Annotated in this window: 28 protein-coding genes; all 28 read left to right on the top strand. The window is 40.5% G+C overall.

Annotated features, from left to right (window positions below; genetic code table 11):
* Positions 1-5 precede the first annotated feature (5 nt).
* The 28 genes from rpsC to DXB43_RS08760 all read left to right on the top strand — a co-directional run bounded on the left by rpsC (position 6) and on the right by DXB43_RS08760 (position 17,058).
* A complete protein-coding gene (gene rpsC, locus DXB43_RS08895; protein ID WP_117698349.1) occupies positions 6-662 on the top strand; it encodes a 30S ribosomal protein S3 in 657 nt (218 codons plus the stop codon).
* Positions 662-1,099, top strand: coding sequence for a 50S ribosomal protein L16 (gene rplP, locus DXB43_RS08890; protein ID WP_022242784.1), 438 nt, complete (start codon positions 662-664; stop codon positions 1,097-1,099). The genes rpsC and rplP overlap by 1 nt, the downstream gene beginning before the upstream one ends.
* Complete coding sequence (gene rpmC, locus DXB43_RS08885) at positions 1,089-1,298, top strand: 50S ribosomal protein L29 (protein WP_022242783.1); 210 nt, start codon at positions 1,089-1,091, stop codon at positions 1,296-1,298. Before rplP ends, rpmC begins: the two co-directional genes overlap by 11 nt.
* A gap of 64 nt (positions 1,299-1,362) precedes the next feature.
* Positions 1,363-1,620 carry a 30S ribosomal protein S17 gene (gene rpsQ, locus DXB43_RS08880; protein WP_022242782.1) on the top strand — a complete coding sequence of 86 codons (258 nt, stop codon included), beginning with the start codon at positions 1,363-1,365 and terminating at the stop codon, positions 1,618-1,620.
* A gap of 18 nt (positions 1,621-1,638) precedes the next feature.
* Positions 1,639-2,007, top strand: coding sequence for a 50S ribosomal protein L14 (gene rplN, locus DXB43_RS08875; RefSeq protein ID WP_022242781.1), 369 nt, complete (start codon positions 1,639-1,641; stop codon positions 2,005-2,007).
* A gap of 13 nt (positions 2,008-2,020) precedes the next feature.
* The gene (gene rplX, locus DXB43_RS08870) at positions 2,021-2,332 is read left to right on the top strand and encodes a 50S ribosomal protein L24 (protein ID WP_022242780.1); all 312 of its coding nucleotides are present in this window, start codon (positions 2,021-2,023) and stop codon (positions 2,330-2,332) included.
* Between the two features lie 24 nt (positions 2,333-2,356).
* Entirely contained in the window at positions 2,357-2,896 is a 540-nt protein-coding gene (rplE, locus tag DXB43_RS08865; protein ID WP_022242779.1) for a 50S ribosomal protein L5, read from the top strand.
* Between the two features lie 17 nt (positions 2,897-2,913).
* A complete protein-coding gene (locus DXB43_RS08860) occupies positions 2,914-3,099 on the top strand; it encodes a type Z 30S ribosomal protein S14 (protein WP_022242778.1) in 186 nt (61 codons plus the stop codon).
* A 115-nt stretch (positions 3,100-3,214) separates the two neighbouring features.
* Positions 3,215-3,619 (top strand): 30S ribosomal protein S8, encoded by a 405-nt coding sequence (gene rpsH, locus DXB43_RS08855; RefSeq protein WP_117698350.1) that lies wholly within the window; start codon positions 3,215-3,217, stop codon positions 3,617-3,619.
* Positions 3,620-3,809: 190 nt separating this feature from the next.
* The gene (rplF, locus tag DXB43_RS08850) at positions 3,810-4,349 is read left to right on the top strand and encodes a 50S ribosomal protein L6 (RefSeq protein WP_022242776.1); all 540 of its coding nucleotides are present in this window, start codon (positions 3,810-3,812) and stop codon (positions 4,347-4,349) included.
* An 18-nt stretch (positions 4,350-4,367) separates the two neighbouring features.
* Positions 4,368-4,736 carry a 50S ribosomal protein L18 gene (gene rplR, locus DXB43_RS08845; protein ID WP_117698351.1) on the top strand — a complete coding sequence of 123 codons (369 nt, stop codon included), beginning with the start codon at positions 4,368-4,370 and terminating at the stop codon, positions 4,734-4,736.
* An 18-nt stretch (positions 4,737-4,754) separates the two neighbouring features.
* A complete protein-coding gene (gene rpsE, locus DXB43_RS08840; RefSeq protein WP_022242774.1) occupies positions 4,755-5,264 on the top strand; it encodes a 30S ribosomal protein S5 in 510 nt (169 codons plus the stop codon).
* Between the two features lie 13 nt (positions 5,265-5,277).
* Complete coding sequence (rpmD, locus tag DXB43_RS08835) at positions 5,278-5,457, top strand: 50S ribosomal protein L30 (RefSeq protein WP_022242773.1); 180 nt, start codon at positions 5,278-5,280, stop codon at positions 5,455-5,457.
* A 25-nt stretch (positions 5,458-5,482) separates the two neighbouring features.
* Positions 5,483-5,923 (top strand): 50S ribosomal protein L15, encoded by a 441-nt coding sequence (rplO, locus tag DXB43_RS08830; protein WP_022242772.1) that lies wholly within the window; start codon positions 5,483-5,485, stop codon positions 5,921-5,923.
* Positions 5,923-7,239: a preprotein translocase subunit SecY gene (secY, locus tag DXB43_RS08825; RefSeq protein ID WP_117698352.1), complete on the top strand. Its 1,317-nt coding sequence runs from the start codon at positions 5,923-5,925 to the stop codon at positions 7,237-7,239. Before rplO ends, secY begins: the two co-directional genes overlap by 1 nt.
* Positions 7,240-7,356: 117 nt before the next feature.
* Complete coding sequence (locus DXB43_RS08820; RefSeq protein ID WP_022242770.1) at positions 7,357-8,001, top strand: adenylate kinase; 645 nt, start codon at positions 7,357-7,359, stop codon at positions 7,999-8,001.
* Between the two features lie 3 nt (positions 8,002-8,004).
* Positions 8,005-8,787 (top strand): type I methionyl aminopeptidase, encoded by a 783-nt coding sequence (gene map / locus DXB43_RS08815; protein WP_022242769.1) that lies wholly within the window; start codon positions 8,005-8,007, stop codon positions 8,785-8,787.
* Entirely contained in the window at positions 8,769-9,035 is a 267-nt protein-coding gene (locus DXB43_RS08810) for a KOW domain-containing RNA-binding protein (RefSeq protein ID WP_022242768.1), read from the top strand. The genes map and DXB43_RS08810 overlap by 19 nt, the downstream gene beginning before the upstream one ends.
* 19 nt (positions 9,036-9,054) lie before the next feature.
* Positions 9,055-9,273: a translation initiation factor IF-1 gene (gene infA / locus DXB43_RS08805; RefSeq protein ID WP_022242767.1), complete on the top strand. Its 219-nt coding sequence runs from the start codon at positions 9,055-9,057 to the stop codon at positions 9,271-9,273.
* A 170-nt stretch (positions 9,274-9,443) separates the two neighbouring features.
* Positions 9,444-9,557 (top strand): 50S ribosomal protein L36, encoded by a 114-nt coding sequence (rpmJ, locus tag DXB43_RS08800; protein ID WP_003022746.1) that lies wholly within the window; start codon positions 9,444-9,446, stop codon positions 9,555-9,557.
* A 262-nt stretch (positions 9,558-9,819) separates the two neighbouring features.
* Positions 9,820-10,188 carry a 30S ribosomal protein S13 gene (gene rpsM / locus DXB43_RS08795; RefSeq protein ID WP_022242766.1) on the top strand — a complete coding sequence of 123 codons (369 nt, stop codon included), beginning with the start codon at positions 9,820-9,822 and terminating at the stop codon, positions 10,186-10,188.
* A 50-nt stretch (positions 10,189-10,238) separates the two neighbouring features.
* Positions 10,239-10,631, top strand: coding sequence for a 30S ribosomal protein S11 (gene rpsK, locus DXB43_RS08790; protein WP_022242765.1), 393 nt, complete (start codon positions 10,239-10,241; stop codon positions 10,629-10,631).
* Positions 10,632-10,649: 18 nt separating this feature from the next.
* Positions 10,650-11,243 (top strand): 30S ribosomal protein S4, encoded by a 594-nt coding sequence (gene rpsD, locus DXB43_RS08785; protein ID WP_022242764.1) that lies wholly within the window; start codon positions 10,650-10,652, stop codon positions 11,241-11,243.
* A gap of 59 nt (positions 11,244-11,302) precedes the next feature.
* The gene (locus DXB43_RS08780) at positions 11,303-12,265 is read left to right on the top strand and encodes a DNA-directed RNA polymerase subunit alpha (protein ID WP_022242763.1); all 963 of its coding nucleotides are present in this window, start codon (positions 11,303-11,305) and stop codon (positions 12,263-12,265) included.
* Positions 12,266-12,396: 131 nt separating this feature from the next.
* Positions 12,397-12,933 (top strand): bL17 family ribosomal protein, encoded by a 537-nt coding sequence (locus tag DXB43_RS08775; RefSeq protein WP_022242762.1) that lies wholly within the window; start codon positions 12,397-12,399, stop codon positions 12,931-12,933.
* Positions 12,934-13,102: 169 nt separating this feature from the next.
* Positions 13,103-14,536, top strand: a complete 1,434-nt coding sequence (locus DXB43_RS08770) for a helix-turn-helix transcriptional regulator (protein ID WP_158567209.1) — start codon at positions 13,103-13,105, stop codon at positions 14,534-14,536.
* 103 nt (positions 14,537-14,639) lie between these two features.
* Positions 14,640-15,221 (top strand): hypothetical protein, encoded by a 582-nt coding sequence (locus DXB43_RS08765; protein WP_117947377.1) that lies wholly within the window; start codon positions 14,640-14,642, stop codon positions 15,219-15,221.
* 22 nt (positions 15,222-15,243) lie between these two features.
* Positions 15,244-17,058, top strand: coding sequence for a hypothetical protein (locus DXB43_RS08760; RefSeq protein ID WP_117947376.1), 1,815 nt, complete (start codon positions 15,244-15,246; stop codon positions 17,056-17,058).
* Positions 17,059-17,138: the final 80 nt, after the last annotated feature.

Raw genomic sequence — 17,138 nt, 5'->3', positions numbered from 1 at the left:
CAAACATGGGACAGAAGGTTAATCCTCATGGCTTAAGAGTCGGCGTTATCAAAGACTGGGATTCCAAGTGGTACGCAGAATCTGATTTTGCTGATTTCTTAGTAGAAGACTATAACATCAGAACATTTCTGAAAAAGAAATTATATGCTGCAGGTGTTTCTAAGATTGAAATCGAAAGAGCATCCGACAGAGTAAAGGTTATCCTTTACACAGCTAAGCCGGGCGTTGTAATCGGTAAAGGCGGAGCTGAAATCGAGAAAGTAAAAGCTGAATTACAGAAATTTACAGACAAGAAACTTGTTGTAGATATCAAAGAAGTAAAGAGACCAGACAAAGATGCTCAGTTAGTAGCTGAGAACATTGCACTTCAGTTAGAGAACCGTGTTTCCTTCCGTAGAGCAATGAAATCCTGTATGGGAAGATGTATGAAAGCTGGAGCAAAGGGTATTAAGGCATCCGTATCCGGACGTCTTGGCGGAGCTGATATGGCTCGTACCGAGTTTTATTCAGAAGGAACTATTCCACTTCAGACATTAAGAGCAGATATCGAGTATGGATTTGCTGAAGCAGACACCACATACGGTAAAGTTGGTGTTAAAGTTTGGATTTATAAAGGAGAAGTACTTCCTACAAAAGGAAATAAGGAAGGAGGAGTTCAGTAATGTTAATGCCTAAGAGAGTAAAACATCGTAAACAGTTCCGTGGTTCTATGGCCGGAAAAGCGATGAGAGGAAATAAAATTACAAATGGTTCCTACGGTATCGTAGCACTTGAACCATGCTGGATTCGTTCTAATCAGATTGAGGCAGCCCGTATTGCTATGACAAGATATATTAAGCGTGGTGGCCGTGTCTGGATTAAAATTTTCCCAGACAAACCAGTAACTGCAAAACCAGCAGAAACCCGTATGGGTTCCGGAAAAGGAACTTTAGAGTACTGGGTAGCTGTAGTAAAACCAGGACGTGTATTATTTGAAATCTCTGATGTATCTGATGAGGTTGCAAAAGAGGCATTACGTCTTGCTACACACAAATTACCTTGTAAATGCAAAGTGGTTTCTCGTGCAGACTTAGAAGGCGGTGAATCAAATGAAAACTAGTAAATATTTAGAAGAATTAAACACACAGTCCGCTGCTGATTTAAAAATGCAGTTGGTTGAAGCTAAAAAAGAACTTTTCAATTTGAGATTCCAGAACGCAACAAATCAGCTGGATAACACGAGCAGAATCAAAGAAGTTAGAAAGAATATTGCCAGAATCCAGACCGTTATTACTCAGAAAGAAAAAGTTGCTGAATAATTTCAAAAGAATCATACCTGCTTAAGCAGGCAAACAGGCAATCATAAATGAAAGGAGATTCGTCGTGGAAGAAAGAAATCTTAGAAAAACACGTGTAGGCGTTGTTGTAAGTGATAAAATGGATAAGACCATTGTTGTTGCTGTTAAAGATAACGTAAGACATGCATTATATAACAAGATCGTAAAGAAGACATACAAATTAAAAGCTCATGATGAGAACAACGAGTGTAAAATCGGTGATACCGTCAGAGTAATGGAAACAAGACCACTCTCTAAAGATAAGAGATGGAGACTTGTAGAGATTATGGAAAGAGCAAAATAATAGAAGGAGGCTACCGGCATGGTACAACAGGAAACCAGACTTAAGGTTGCTGATAACACTGGAGCAAAAGAATTGCTGTGCATCCGTGTTATGGGCGGTTCAACCAGAAGATATGCAAATATTGGTGATGTAATTACAGCTACTGTTAAAGATGCAACACCAGGCGGCGTTGTTAAAAAAGGTGACGTTGTAAAGGCAGTCGTTGTTCGTACAGTAAAAGGTGCTCGTCGTAAAGATGGCTCTTATATCAAATTCGATGAAAACGCTGCAGTTATTATCAAAGATGATAAAACCCCAAGAGGAACTCGTATTTTTGGACCAGTAGCAAGAGAGCTTCGTGAAAAACAGTTTATGAAAATTGTTTCTCTGGCTCCGGAAGTATTGTAGGAGGTACCCGAAAATGGCAAGCTTGAAAATTAAAAAAGGTGATACTGTAAAGGTAATCGCTGGAAAAGACAAAGACAAAGAAGGCAAAGTAATTGCTGTAAATAAGAAAAACAATACTTTACTTGTTGAAGGTATCAATATGGTAACAAAACATGCAAAACCAAGCATGGCTAACCAGCAGGGTGGAATCATCCATCAGGAAGGACCTATTGATGCTTCTAACGTAATGTATCTTCACAAAGGAAAAGCTACCCGTGTAGGTTTCAAAATGGATGGAGATAAGAAAGTACGTTATGCAAAATCTACAGGTGATGTAATCGATTAATCGTAAGAGAGGAGGAGCAGCAAGTTGAGTAGACTTAAAGATCAGTACCAGAACGAGATCATTGATGCAATGACCAAAAAGTTCGGCTATAAAAACATTATGGAAGTACCAAAGCTTTCTAAGATTGTTATCAACATGGGTGTTGGTGAAGCAAAAGAAAACGCTAAAATCTTAGAGTCAGCTATGAAAGATATGGAAACAATTTCCGGTCAGAAACCAGTTACTACAAAGGCAAAGAATTCCATCGCTAACTTCAAGTTAAGAGAAGGAATGCCGATCGGATGTAAAGTTACTTTAAGAGGCGAGAAGATGTATGAGTTCGTAGACCGTCTGGTAAACTTAGCTTTACCACGAGTACGTGACTTCAGAGGAGTTAATCCGAACGCTTTCGACGGTAGAGGTAACTACGCTCTTGGTATCAAAGAGCAGATCATTTTCCCTGAAATTGAATTCGATAAGGTTGATAAAGTAAGAGGAATGGATATTATTTTCGTAACAACTGCAAAGACAGACGAAGAAGCACGCGAATTATTGACATTATTCAATATGCCATTCGCTAAATAAGACAGGAGGGAATTTAAATGGCAAAGACTTCTATGAAAGTAAAACAGCAGCGTAAACAGAAATTCTCTTCTAGAGAATACAATCGTTGCAGAATCTGTGGTCGTCCACATGCATATTTAAGAAAATATGGAATCTGTAGAGTTTGCTTCCGTGAACTGGCTTACAAAGGTCAGATTCCGGGCGTAAAGAAAGCAAGCTGGTAGGCTGTAAAGCCATTCTCTTAAATTGAGTGAGACCGAAGCCCTTGTGGTGTAGGTCGAACTTGACGGAGAACATCTACAACAAAGAAAGAGAAGAATAATAGGAGGCAGACACATCATGACAATGACAAGTGATCCAATTGCAGATATGCTTACAAGAATCCGTAATGCAAACACTGCAAAACATGATACAGTTGATATCCCGGCTTCTAAAATCAAAGTGGCAATCGCAGACATTTTAGTAAGAGAAGGATACATTGCAAAATATGACATCATTGAAGATGGAATCTTTAAGACCATTCGTGTAACCTTAAAATATGGTGCAGATAAGAATGAAAAGATTATTACCGGACTGAAGAGAATTTCTAAACCAGGACTTCGTGTATACGCTGGTAAAGATAATCTTCCTAAGGTACTTGGTGGACTTGGAATCGCAATTCTTTCCACAAACCAGGGAATCATCACTGACAAAGAGGCTAGAAAGCTTCAGGTTGGTGGCGAAGTATTAGCATTTGTTTGGTAGGCATTGAACACTTGATGAAATCGAGCCGCAGGCGAAGAGTGAGGCTAGTGTGAAAGCCGTTCTGTGAGATTACTGAGCGCAAGCCCTTTGGGGTGCAGCGCGAAGTTAGCGAGCAGAACTACCTTAAGAGTATATTCTTAAGGCATAGCGCAGGTAACAATAAACCACAAATTATACAGGAGGTACGGGCATGTCACGAATTGGAAGAATGCCAATCGCAATTCCAGCAGGTGTTACTGTGGAATTAGCAGAAAATAATCAGGTGACTGTAAAGGGTCCAAAAGGAACATTAAGCAGAGTATTACCATCCGAGATGGAAATCAAAGTAGAAGGTTCTGAAGTAACCGTTACAAGACCAAATGATTTGAAGAAAATGAAATCCTTACACGGATTAACAAGAACACTGATTCACAACATGGTTGTTGGTGTAACAGATGGATTTACCAAAGAACTTGAAGTAAATGGTGTAGGTTACAGAGCATCTAAAGCAGGAAAGAAACTTACATTAAACCTTGGATATTCTCATCCGGTAGAGATGGAAGATCCAGAAGGATTAGAGTCTACAGTAGATGGTAACAAGATTATCATCAAAGGTATCGATAAAGAAAAAGTTGGCCAGTACGCAGCTGAAATCAGAGATAAGAGAAGACCTGAACCTTACAAAGGAAAAGGTATCAAATATGCTGATGAAGTTATTAGACGTAAAGTTGGTAAAACTGGTAAGAAATAATTAAAGGAGTGACGAGAGATGGTTAATAAAGAATCAAGAACAGCAGCTCGTGAAAATAAACATAGAAGACTGCGTAATCGCCTGGCTGGAACAGCAGAGAGACCACGTTTAGCTGTGTTTAGAAGTAATAATCATATGTACGCTCAGATTATTGACGATACAGTTGGCAATACCCTCGTAGCAGCATCTACAATGGATAAAGATGTAAAAGCAGCTTGCGAGAAGACTAATAACGTTGATGCAGCAGCACAGGTTGGTACTGCAATTGCAAAGAAAGCATTAGAAAAAGGTATTACAACAGTTGTCTTTGATAGAGGCGGTTTCATATATTCCGGAAAAGTAAAAGCATTAGCTGACGCAGCAAGAGAAGCTGGATTAGAATTCTAATAAGGAGGAAAACAGTACATGAAACGTACAATTATTGATGCTAGTCAATTAGAATTAACAGAAAAAGTGGTATCAATCAAGCGCGTTACGAAAGTTGTAAAAGGTGGACGTAACATGCGTTTCACAGCTCTTGTTGTTGTTGGTGACGGCAATGGTCATGTGGGCGCAGGACTTGGAAAAGCAACTGAAATTCCTGAAGCAATCCGCAAAGGAAAAGAAGATGCTATGAAAAAACTTATCACTGTAAAATTAGATGAGAACAATAGTATTACTCATGATATCAGCGGAAAACATACTGGTGCATCTGTTTTATTAAAGAGAGCTCCAGAAGGTACCGGTGTTATCGCAGGCGGTCCGGCTCGTAACGTATGTGAGCTGGCAGGAATCGAGAATATTCGTACAAAATCTCTTGGTTCCAACAATAAGCAGAACGTAGTACTTGCTACTATCGATGCTTTAAGCAAACTGAAATCCCCGGAAGAAGTTGCAAAACTTCGTGGATTATCTGTAGAAGAAGTAGTAGGTTAAGGAGGAATAAGAAATGGCAAATTTAAAAATTACACTCGTAAAATCTACTATCGGTGCAGTGCCAAAGAATAAAAAGACAGTAGAAGCATTAGGTCTTAAGAAAATTGGCGCATCAGTTGAACGTCCGGATAACAAAGCTGTTAGAGGAATGATTCAGCAGGTAAGACATTTAGTGAAAGTAGAAGAAATCTAATTATAGAGATAAGGAGGTGCCAGAAATGGATTTATCCAATTTACAGCCGGCATTAGGTTCTAAGCATAGTGATAATTTCAGAAGAGGCCGTGGTCACGGTTCAGGAAACGGTAAGACCGCTGGTAAAGGACACAAGGGACAGAAAGCTCGTTCCGGAGCTCCAAGACCAGGCTTTGAAGGTGGCCAGATGCCTTTATACAGAAGATTACCGAAGAGAGGTTTCAAATGTATTAATTCCAAGACTATCGTTGGAATCAATGTATCTGCTCTTGAAGTATTTGACAACGATGCAGTAGTATCTGTTGAAACTTTACTGGAAAAAGGTATCGTAAAGAATCCAAGAGATGGAGTTAAGATCCTTGGAAACGGCGAACTTACTAAGAAGCTCACAGTTCAGGCTAATGCATTCAGCGCAAGCGCAAAAGAAAAAATCGAGGCTCTTGGTGGAAAAGCTGAGGTGATCTAATGTTTGATACAGTTCGTAACGCATTTAAAGTAAAAGATATTAGAAATAGAATTTTATTTACCTTTTTTATGCTGATTATCATCCGAATCGGTTCACAGTTACCGATTCCGGGTGTTGACCGGAATGTGTTTGCAGACTGGTTTGCTAATCAGAGTAGTGATGCGTTTAACTTTTTCGATGCAGTAACAGGCGGTTCATTCTTACAGATGTCCGTCTTTGCATTGAATATCACACCATATATCACATCTTCCATCATCATGCAGCTGTTGACGATTGCAATTCCAAAACTGGAAGAGATGCAGCGTGACGGCGAAGAAGGAAGAAAGAAAATTGCAGAGATTACACGTTATGTGACTGTTGCTCTGGCTTTAATCGAAGCAATTGCAATGGCAATCGGATTCTCCAGAAGCGGTTATCTGACCGATAAAGGATGGCTTACGGTTCTTCAGGTAATTGTAACCTTGACAGCAGGTTCTGCAGTACTTATGTGGATTGGTGAGAGAATTACGGAAAAGGGTGTTGGAAACGGTATTTCTATCGTACTTGTAATCAACATTATTTCACGAATTCCTAGCGATTTTGGAACACTGTATGAGCAGTTTGTAAAAGGAAAGATTCCTGCAAAAGCAGTTCTTGCAGTAGTAATTATCGCAGCAATCATTTTAGTAACCGTTGTCTTTGTCGTTGTCCTTCAGGCAGCTCAGAGAAAGATTCCGGTACAATATTCGAAGAAAATTCAGGGAAGAAAACAAGTAGGCGGTCAGTCTACGCATATTCCTCTGAAAGTAAATACCGGTGGAGTTATCCCGGTTATTTTCGCACAGTCTTTAATGCAGTTCCCGGTTGTTATTGCGTCTCTCTTAGGAAAGGGCAATGGAACAGGAATTGGCAGTAAGATTTTAAAGGGATTATCCCAGTCTAACTGGTGCAACCCACAGGAGCCAATCTACAGCATTGGTTTGGCTGTATATCTTGTATTGATTATTGCATTTGCATACTTCTATACATCCATTACATTCAATCCGCTGGAGATTGCGAACAACATGAAGAGACAGGGTGGATTTATCCCGGGTATCAGACCTGGAAAACCAACCAGCGATTATCTGAATCGGATTTTAAATTACATTGTCTTTATCGGTGCGGCAGGCTTATCCATTGTTGCAGTTATTCCAATCTTCTTCAATGGAGTATTTAAAGCAAACGTATCTTTCGGTGGAACATCTATCATCATTATCGTAGGTGTTGTTATCGAGACAATTAAACAGATCGAATCCCAGATGTTAGTTCGTTACTATAAAGGATTTTTGAATGACTAATGTGTACCAGAAGGGGGTGCTGCAAATGCAGCGTCTCCTGTGGTGCACTAAAGTTGTTTATAGAAGAAAAAGCAGATTAGCTTGCAAAGAAGAAGGTAAACAGGAGGTTTTCTTTATATGAAAATTATTATGTTAGGAGCGCCGGGTGCTGGTAAAGGTACACAGGCAAAACAGATTGCAGATAAATATTCTATTCCACACATCTCAACAGGAGATATTTTCCGTGCAAATATCAAAAACGGAACAGAATTAGGCAAGAAAGCAAAACAGTATATGGACCAGGGAGCTTTAGTTCCGGATGAATTAACCTGTGATCTGGTAATGGACAGAATACAGCAGGATGACTGCAAGAACGGCTTCGTACTGGACGGTTTTCCAAGAACCATTCCTCAGGCAGAAGCATTGGATGCAGCACTTGGTAAAATAAACGAGAAGATGGACTATGCAATTGATGTAGATGTTCCAGACGAAAATATCGTAAATCGTATGAGCGGCAGAAGAGCCTGCTTAAATTGTGGAGCAACCTATCATCTTATTTCCATTCCACCAAAGGTAGAAGGAATCTGTGACCGTTGTGGCAGCGAAATCGTATTGCGTGAAGATGATAAGCCAGAGACAGTTCAGAAGAGATTAAAAGTATATCATGAGCAGACACAGCCATTGATTGATTATTATAAGAATCAGGGAATTTTAAAATCTGTAGACGGAACACAGCCGATGGATGAAGTATTCAAAGCCATCGTTACAATCTTAGGAGCGTAAATAATGTCGGTTACGATTAAATCAGCAGAAGAAATAGAGCTGATGCGTCAGGCAGGAAAGTATCTTGCTAAAGTACATCAGGAACTGGAACGTGCAATCAAACCTGGAATCAGCACATGGGAGATTGATAAAATCGGAGAAGAGACCATCCGCAGCCTTGGCTGCGAACCGAATTTCCTGAATTATCAGGGCTATCCGGCATCCGTCTGTGTATCGGTCAACGACGAAGTTGTTCATGGAATTCCAAGAAAAGACCATATTATTAAGGAAGGCGATATCGTAAGCCTTGATACCGGTCTTATCTATAAGGGATATCATTCCGATGCGGCAAGAACCCATGGAGTTGGTGAAATCAGTAAAGAGGCTGCTCTTTTAATAGAAAGAACCCGGGAAAGCTTTTTCCAGGGAATGCAGTATGCAAGAGCCGGAAGAAGGCTTTATGAAATCTCAGGAGCAATCGGAGATTATGCAGAAAGCTACGGCTACGGAGTTGTATATGATCTGGTAGGGCATGGCATTGGAACCCATCTTCATGAGGAACCGGAGATTCCTAATTTCCGTCAGTGGAGAAGAGGACTGAAGCTGAAGGCAGGAATGACATTGGCAGTTGAGCCGATGATAAATGCCGGAAGCCCGGATGTGGAATGGATGGATGATGAATGGACAGTAGTAACCTACGATGGTTCCTTATCTGCACATTATGAAAACACCATTTTGATTACAGAAGGAAGACCGGAAATCCTTACATTGACAGAGGAGGAAAGAGAATGTATCTGGCAAGAGTAAAGGCAGGTCACGACCGGAATCAGTACTATGTAGTGCAGTCACAGGATGAAAAATTCGTCTATCTTGTAAATGGAACCACAAGAACCTGTGACCGGCCGAGAAAGAAAAGCTACAAACATGTACAGCTTGTAAAAAAGCTTCCGCAGGAAGTCTTAGAAGCAGTAAATAAACCGGGGCTTACAGAAAATGCAAAAGCAGCAAAGCTGATTAAGGCTTATGAGCAATATATATTAACCAGAAAAGATTGATTTAGCAGGAGGAAAGAAAATGTCAAAGGCAGATGTGATTGAAGTAGAAGGAACAATTTTGGAAAAGCTTCCAAACGCAATGTTTCAGGTGCAGCTTGAGAATGGCCATCAGGTACTGGCGCATATCAGCGGCAAATTAAGAATGAATTTCATTCGTATCTTACCAGGTGATAAGGTTACGATTGAGATGTCTCCATATGATCTGACAAAGGGCAGAATTATCTGGAGAGATAAATAAGGAGAAAATTCGAGAAAAGTAGTTGATTTTTCGGATTCTCTATGCTAAAATGCTAAATGGACGCTTTTGTGAAAACAAGGGCATATTATGCTGTTTAGCAGAAAGAAAAGAGAAATACCCATGGAAACAGGTTTTCCGGGGCGCAGGCAAGTAGAAAGGAGGATTATGCTGTGAAGGTAAGATCATCAGTTAAACCTATTTGCGAGAAGTGCAAAGTTATCAAAAGAAAGGGAAGCATCAGAATCATCTGTGAAAACCCTAAGCACAAACAGAGACAGGGTTAATTTCCACTTTGTTTGAAAAATTATGTGCGGCTGCAGCGCATGAGAATGTGCTGTTCATAATATAACGCGAACGCGCGTGGTCTGTTGCGCAGTCCTTACATACCGAGAGGATGCAGCAGATTGTGGCTGGGATTGCTAAGCAATCATTACTATAGGAAGAAAAAGGTGTATGCACACATTTCAGGGCGGGAAACCGCAGCTGCATGGGTCTTTGGAATTCCTTACTATTAACAAAGAAATCTATATGGAGGTGTAAACACACATGGCTCGTATTGCAGGTGTAGATTTACCAAGAGAAAAACGTGTTGAGATTGGTTTGACTTATATCTATGGAATCGGCAGAGTTAGTGCTGACCGTATCCTTGCTGAGGCAAACGTTAATCCTGATACCCGTTGCAGAGACTTAACTGACGACGAGGTAAAAAGAATTAGTGCAGTAATCGATGAGACTCAGGTTGTAGAAGGTGACTTAAGACGTCAGACAGCTCTTGATATCAAGAGATTACAGGAAATCGGATGCTATCGTGGAATCCGTCATAGAAAAGGACTTCCAGTTCGTGGTCAGAAAACAAAGACCAATGCAAGAACAAGAAAAGGTCCTAAGAGAACTGTTGCAAACAAGAAGAAATAATTCTTGGCAACTTTATAATTTTAAATTTAAGAAAGTAGGTTAGTTTAGATATGGCTAAAGTTACAAAAAAAGTGACAAAAAAGCGTGTAAGAAAAAACGTTGAACATGGACAGGCACATATTCAGGCATCCTTCAATAACACCATCGTTACATTAACAGATGCTGAAGGTAATGCATTATCATGGGCAAGTGCCGGTGGTCTTGGATTTAGAGGTTCAAAGAAATCTACTCCATATGCTGCACAGATGGCAGCAGAAACTGCTACAAAAGCAGCTCTTATACATGGATTAAAAACAGTTGATGTTATGGTTAAAGGACCAGGATCAGGAAGAGAAGCAGCAATCCGTGCCCTTCAGGCAGCCGGACTTGAAGTTCTTTCTATTCGTGACGTAACTCCAGTTCCTCATAATGGATGTCGTCCACCAAAACGTCGTAGAGTATAATTAGGAGGGATATCTAAAATGGCAGTAAATAAAGTTCCTGTTCTGAAAAGATGCAGATCTCTTGGTTTAGAGCCAAGTTATTTGGGATATGATAAAAAATCTAACAGAGAATTAAAGAGAGCGAACAAGAAGGTATCTGAGTATGGCCTTCAGCTTCGCGAAAAACAGAAAGCAAAATTCATTTACGGAGTATTAGAGAAACCATTCCGTAACTATTATGATAAAGCAGACCAGATGAAAGGTATGACAGGTACAAACCTGATGACTATCTTAGAGAGCCGTCTTGATAATGTTATCTTCCGTCTTGGATTTGCAAGAACCAGAAGAGAAGCAAGACAGATCGTTGACCACAAATTCGTTACAGTTAACGGAAAGTTAGTTAACATTCCTTCTTACCTGGTAAAAGCTGGCGATGTAATCGAAATCAAAGAGAGCCGTAAAAATTCCCAGAGAATGAAAGATGTCGTAGAAGTAGCTGGCGGCAGATTAGTTCCGGAATGGCTTGATGTTGATGCAGAGAAAATGCAGGGAACCGTAAAAGAGTTACCTTCCAGAGAAATGATTGATGTACCAGTAGACGAGATGCTTATCGTCGAGTTGTATTCTAAATAATCATAAACTAGCGGGCTGAAAGAAGAAACAAATTACCCGAAAGAAGGAGGGGCTTTGTAGTGTTCGATTTTCAAAAACCAACAATTGAAATTGCTGAAATTTCTGAAGACAAAAGATATGGAAGATTCGTATGCGAACCTTTGGAAAGAGGATATGGTACAACACTTGGTAATTCTTTAAGAAGAATCATGTTGTCATCCCTGCCAGGTGCAGCAGTAAGTCAGGTTAAAATCGATGGTGTACTTCATGAGTTCAGTTCTATTCCTGGCGTAAAGGAAGATGTTACTGAAATCATTATGAACATCAAAGAGCTTGCAATCCGTAATAACAGTGCTGATGATGAGCCTAAGGTAGCTTACATTGAGTTCAGTGGTGAAGGCGTTGTTACAGCAGCAGATATTCAGGTAGATCAGGATATTCAGATCATGAATCCGGATTTAGTAATTGCACACTTAAACGGCGGTGCTGATTCCAAATTATACATGGAATTAACCATTACCAAAGGTAGAGGTTATGTCAGCGCAGATAAGAATAAAGATGCAGATTTACCAATTGGTGTAATCGCAGTAGATTCTATCTATACACCGGTAGAGCGTGTGAACTTATCCATTCAGAATACCCGTGTGGGTCAGATTACCGATTACGATAAACTGACACTTGATGTATATACCAATGGAACACTTGCTCCAGATGAAGCAGTCAGCTTAGCTGCAAAGGTATTAAGCGAGCACTTAAGTCTTTTCATTGACCTTTCCGAGAATGCTAAGACAGCAGAAGTCATGATTGAGAAAGAAGACAATGCGAAGGAAAAAGTTCTTGAGATGAACATTGACGAACTGGAGTTATCCGTACGTTCTTACAACTGCTTGAAGAGAGCAGGTATCAATACTGTTGAAGAACTTACAAACCGTACACCGGAAGATATGATGAAAGTTCGTAACCTTGGACGTAAGTCTTTGGAAGAAGTATTAGCAAAATTAAAAGAATTAGGCCTTCAGCTCAATCAGGGCGACGAGGTTTAAGATAACTCAGTGCAGCAGCACCAGTAAGTCCGACGAGCGTGGTGATGTTGATTCATGAGTGGCACAAAACAAGCATTCGGTAAGTAAGTCCGATGAGCATGGCCGGATGTACCACAAATGGAGGAATAAAAATGGCAAAGTATAGAAAATTAGGAAGAACATCTTCCCAGAGAAAAGCATTACTGAGAAATCAGGTAACAGCATTATTAAACAATGGTAAAATTGTTACCACAGAAGCAAAAGCAAAAGAAATCCGTAAAATTGCAGAAGGCCTTATTGCAATGGCAGTTCGTGAGAAAGATAACTTCGAAGAAGTTACTGTAAAAGCTAAAGTTGCAAGAAAAGACAAAGACGGCAAGAGAGTAAAAGAAGTTGTAGATGGTAAGAAAGTTACTGTATATGACGAAGTTGAAAAAACAATCAAGAAGGATAATCCTTCCCGTCTTCATGCAAGAAGAGAGATGTTAAAAGTTCTTTATCCTGTAACTGAAGTTCCTACAGAAGCAGCTGGAAAGAAGAAAAATACAAAGAAAGTTGATTTAGTTGCAAAATTATTCGACGAAATCGCACCTAAGTATGCAGATCGTAACGGTGGTTACACAAGAATCGTAAAGATTGGTCAGCGTAAAGGTGACGGAGCTTTAGAAGTTCTTATCGAGTTAGTATAATTAACATCGTTTTATATGAATCAAAAAAGAGTCAGGACATTCGTGTCCTGGCTCTTTTTTTGCTTGTTTACAGGAAATGAGACATTTGTCAACTTGATGGAAAGAGACAATTGTATATAATGAAATTAAGACAAAAGAATGGAGCAGGGAACAGACGATGAGACAATTTATGAAACCAGAAAGAATTCGAATCATAGCAGTGCTGGCTATTTTCAATTATATATTTTTAGGCTCGGAGTATCTGTTTGACAATATGATACGCTATGCAACAGATTCCGCAGGAGTAGTAAGGGCACAGAACTATGTGCTGGGAATCAGCGTAATAGGATTCCTGTTATTCCCATGCATTAACCGTTATTTTAACCAGAAGATGCGGGAGATAGGTTTATATTTATTGCCGATAGCAGGAATCATCTGCATTTTCGTAATTCAGGAGCATTTGTCCTATCGAAGTATGCTTTTATCCGGATTCCTGCTTTATATTTTATATGGCATGATTGGAAGTGCTGTACATTATTATGCTGTGGTAAGCCTTTCGACAGAAAAAGGACTTGCACAAACCGTTGGATTTGGATATGCATTTGGATTACTGCTTCAGTTTATCAGCAATAATCTGATACATAACAGCACTGTAGAGTCTGTTGCACTTTCCGTTTTTCTGGCGGCAATGGTATTGCTGGTTCGCAGACTGAGTCTGGAATGCAGCCGGGGGGTAGTAGGAGCAGAGGATTCAGGGTCAGATTCAGATACTGATATCCGGAAGAATAACAGGCGAAGCCTCCGGCATCCGATGCTTGCGGCATTGCTTTTGATTTCGATAGTGGTTCTGATGACATGCATTTTTTCCAGTCTGGACAATGCAGTAACTTTAGTACATGCAGGTGGAAGTGTAGATATTGGTCAGTGGCCGAGATTATTGCTTGCGGTAAGCGGACTGTTGGCAGGAGTACTTTTTGATATAAAAGAGCATAGATTTATGCAGATTATGATGTACTGTGTGACACTGCTTTCAACAATGTGTGTAGTGATAATAGTCTGGGGCGGACCATTTATGGCAGGTCTTATTGTGTTCTATTTGTCCGCAGGCTTCTTTGTGGTATATTTTACCACCAGTTTTATGGACCTTTCCTATTATATGAAAGTACCGGAGTTATGGGCTGGACTTGGAAGGGCAACAAATAATATCTGTGTCGGGATTACAGGAACTATTTCCCTGATGCTGATAGAGACCGGGGATGGAATGCGCATCAGCATCATAGCATTGATTTTATTTGCAGTTATCAGTATGCTGGTATATTTGTATATGGTACAGTTTCGTATGGATATACAGGAAGAAAATATGGCGAAAATGTTGGAAAAAGAACGTGAAAAATTTTTGGAGGATAAATTTCAGGCGTTTGTGAAGAATTATGCACTTACAAACAGGGAGCAGGATGTGTTAAGGTTATTGCTTTCTTCTGATGAAAGTGCGCAGGTAATAGCAGAGCAGCTATATATTTCAAGAGCAGCATTGTACCGTTATATGGCCTCTTTAAATGAAAAGACAGAGACGAAGTCGAGAATTGGGCTTCTTCAGTTTTATTATAGCTGGAAACAGCCATAAATTGTGGAAAATCCCTAACATGAGACAAATGTAAACTTATCAAAACAGGTGGGAAAAGCGTATATTCATATAGTAAAAGGACAGAAAAGGAAGGAGGAAAAACGTGAGAAAAAAATCCATTAGAGGATTGCTTTGTCTGCTCGTGCTGGTGGTACTGGGAGGCTGCGGAAAGGCAAAAGTTGAGTTTGCTTCTACAGAGGAGATCGTTCCGGTAGAAGAAATGGAACAGGCAGAAACAATTAACAATACGGATGATACAGAGGAAGAAAATACAGAAGCTGTCTGTGAAAAGATAAAGGAAGCTGCACAGGAGGTTATTGCAGAAGAAAAAATTGAGGCAGAGCTGCAGGTGGCTGATCATGAAAGTGAGAATGCAGTGCCGCAAAATCCATGTACTGCCTGTGGCGGAACCGGAAAATGTCAGGAATGTAAAGGTGATGGCTATCGGGGAAGTGGGTATAGTGTATCCTGCCCGAGATGTCATGGGGCATTGACAGAGACCTGCATATACTGTGATGCAAACGGAAACAGTATGAAGCATGAAGGAATTTGTGATTTTCCGAACTGTATGGGAGCACATGTATATGCATGTACCATATGTGGCGGAGGAACGAAGCCGGTCACCTGCGAAAGCTGTGGTGGCAGCGGAGCCTGCAATGTGTGCGGTGGAAGTGGCAGTTTATAGAAGAAAGTAAAGGAGAAAAAATATGAAGATGCGAAAGAAAATTTCCTGGTTGTTAAGCTTTTTTATGGTATTTTCATTATTTATGGGAAGTGCCGGCATGATTGTAAAAGCTGATGGACAGAAAGCAGTGGTCAGAATTGCAAGACAGGACAGCACAGCGACCGGAACCGTGTATTATAAATGGGATACGGCGGCTGAATGGACAGAAGTAAACCAGACTGCATATAATGATACACCAATAGAAATAAACAGACCGGATGACAGTCTTGATCATACGGTACATTTTAAAGTAGTATGTGGAACGGATACAATAATCAATCACTGTCAGGTGAATAAAAATGGTGCACAGGATGCAAGCCTTGACAAGAATATACTTACATCAGAGGGAGGACAGGCATTTTCTGTAAGTGCCTCAGAGCAGGTGGAACTGATTCTGGAATTTCGTACTGCAGCATCCGGAGGCGGTGGTTCCACAACGGGTCCGGCATCCGGAGAAACAATTGCAGTTACAGCAACTGCAGTGGGAGGAGCAATTGGAGACTTACAGATAGATGGCATGAGGATTGGTTCCGGAATGGGAACGAATATATTGGGCAGCTTTGCCGGAGATAAGACGCAGCAACACAGAGTGGCAATTGCAGCAGATTTTGGTTATGCATTTGCATCCATTATGGTAAATGGAACAGCAATTCCATTAGGTGGAACGACAGACAATCTGGAATTTGAAGTGGCTCCGGCAGATTCTTATCAGATTGAAGTGGCACTGACTACGAACAGCAGCCGTAATTATAATATCGTATGGACACCATCCCTTACAGTAGCAGAACAGCATGGATTTGGAAATGACTGCGTTATTGAACATGGAAGCGTGGAAATAATCAGTGCACAGTTAGAGGATGGAACTGTGGTAAATGCAGCAGAACTGGCAGGTGGAAATATAGCAGATGCATCCACAAGACTGGATGGAGACTTTGGCTATGCCGAATTTAAAGCAGGCACCAAAGTAACCATTAAGTTTACACCGGATTATGGTTATCAGTTATTAAGCGCATCTTTAAATGGTGGAAAGCTGACAGCAGTAGATTCACAGGTAAGTACCTTTGTATTGGATATGCCTGCAACAGATTTGCATCTGAGTGCATTATTTAAAAAGTCAGAGGATAAAGTAAATACGGCAAGTACAAAAGTAGATGGTGCAACCCTTGGGAATGCAGAAAACATTATTGGTTCCGGAAATCTTCAGTTAAACATTGCAGATATCAGTGGAACAGAACTGAATCAGATACAGAGTGGCATGCAGGCACAGGCAGGAAATGGAGAGATTCAAAGCTATCTTTCCATGGATTTATTCCAGGTCGTAAACAAAGGAAATTCCAACGATGCATGGGAAACCCAGTTGACCGATTTAAATGCGAAATTAAATGTAACCCTTCAGGTAAAAGATGAGATGAAGAACCAGCAGGGAACTTATTATGTGATTCGAGAGCATGATGGTGTCTATGAAAAACTTCCTGCAACGTATGATGCAGCAAGTGGAACCATAACCTTTGCAACTGATAAATTTTCGGCATATGCACTGGTATTTGAAGCCGGAACTTCATCAGGTACAACAACGCCGGGAAGCGGAACAACAGGAAATGGTGCAGCAGGAAGCAGCACAGCAGGAAGCGGTACTGCAGGAAGTAGTACAACAGGAAATACCACCGCAGGAAACACATCACAGACCGCAACCGTGAAAACAGGAGACATGACTCCGGTTGGCATCTGGTTTTTACTGGCACTGTGCAGTGGCATAGGAGCTATTTATTTTGGATGCAGAAAACGGATAAAAAATTGATAGAATATATTGGCAGACCACTCCTATATTGTTATAATGAAAAAGGTTCATGAAAATGTTATGCAAATCAGCAGGAGGGT

This window comes from Roseburia sp. OM04-10BH, assembly GCF_003462605.1.
Taxonomy (GTDB): Bacteria; Bacillota; Clostridia; order Lachnospirales; family Lachnospiraceae; genus Roseburia_C; species Roseburia_C amylophila.
The sequence above is the reverse complement of the archived record's forward strand: the minus strand, read 5'-3'. Positions and strand labels throughout refer to the sequence as shown.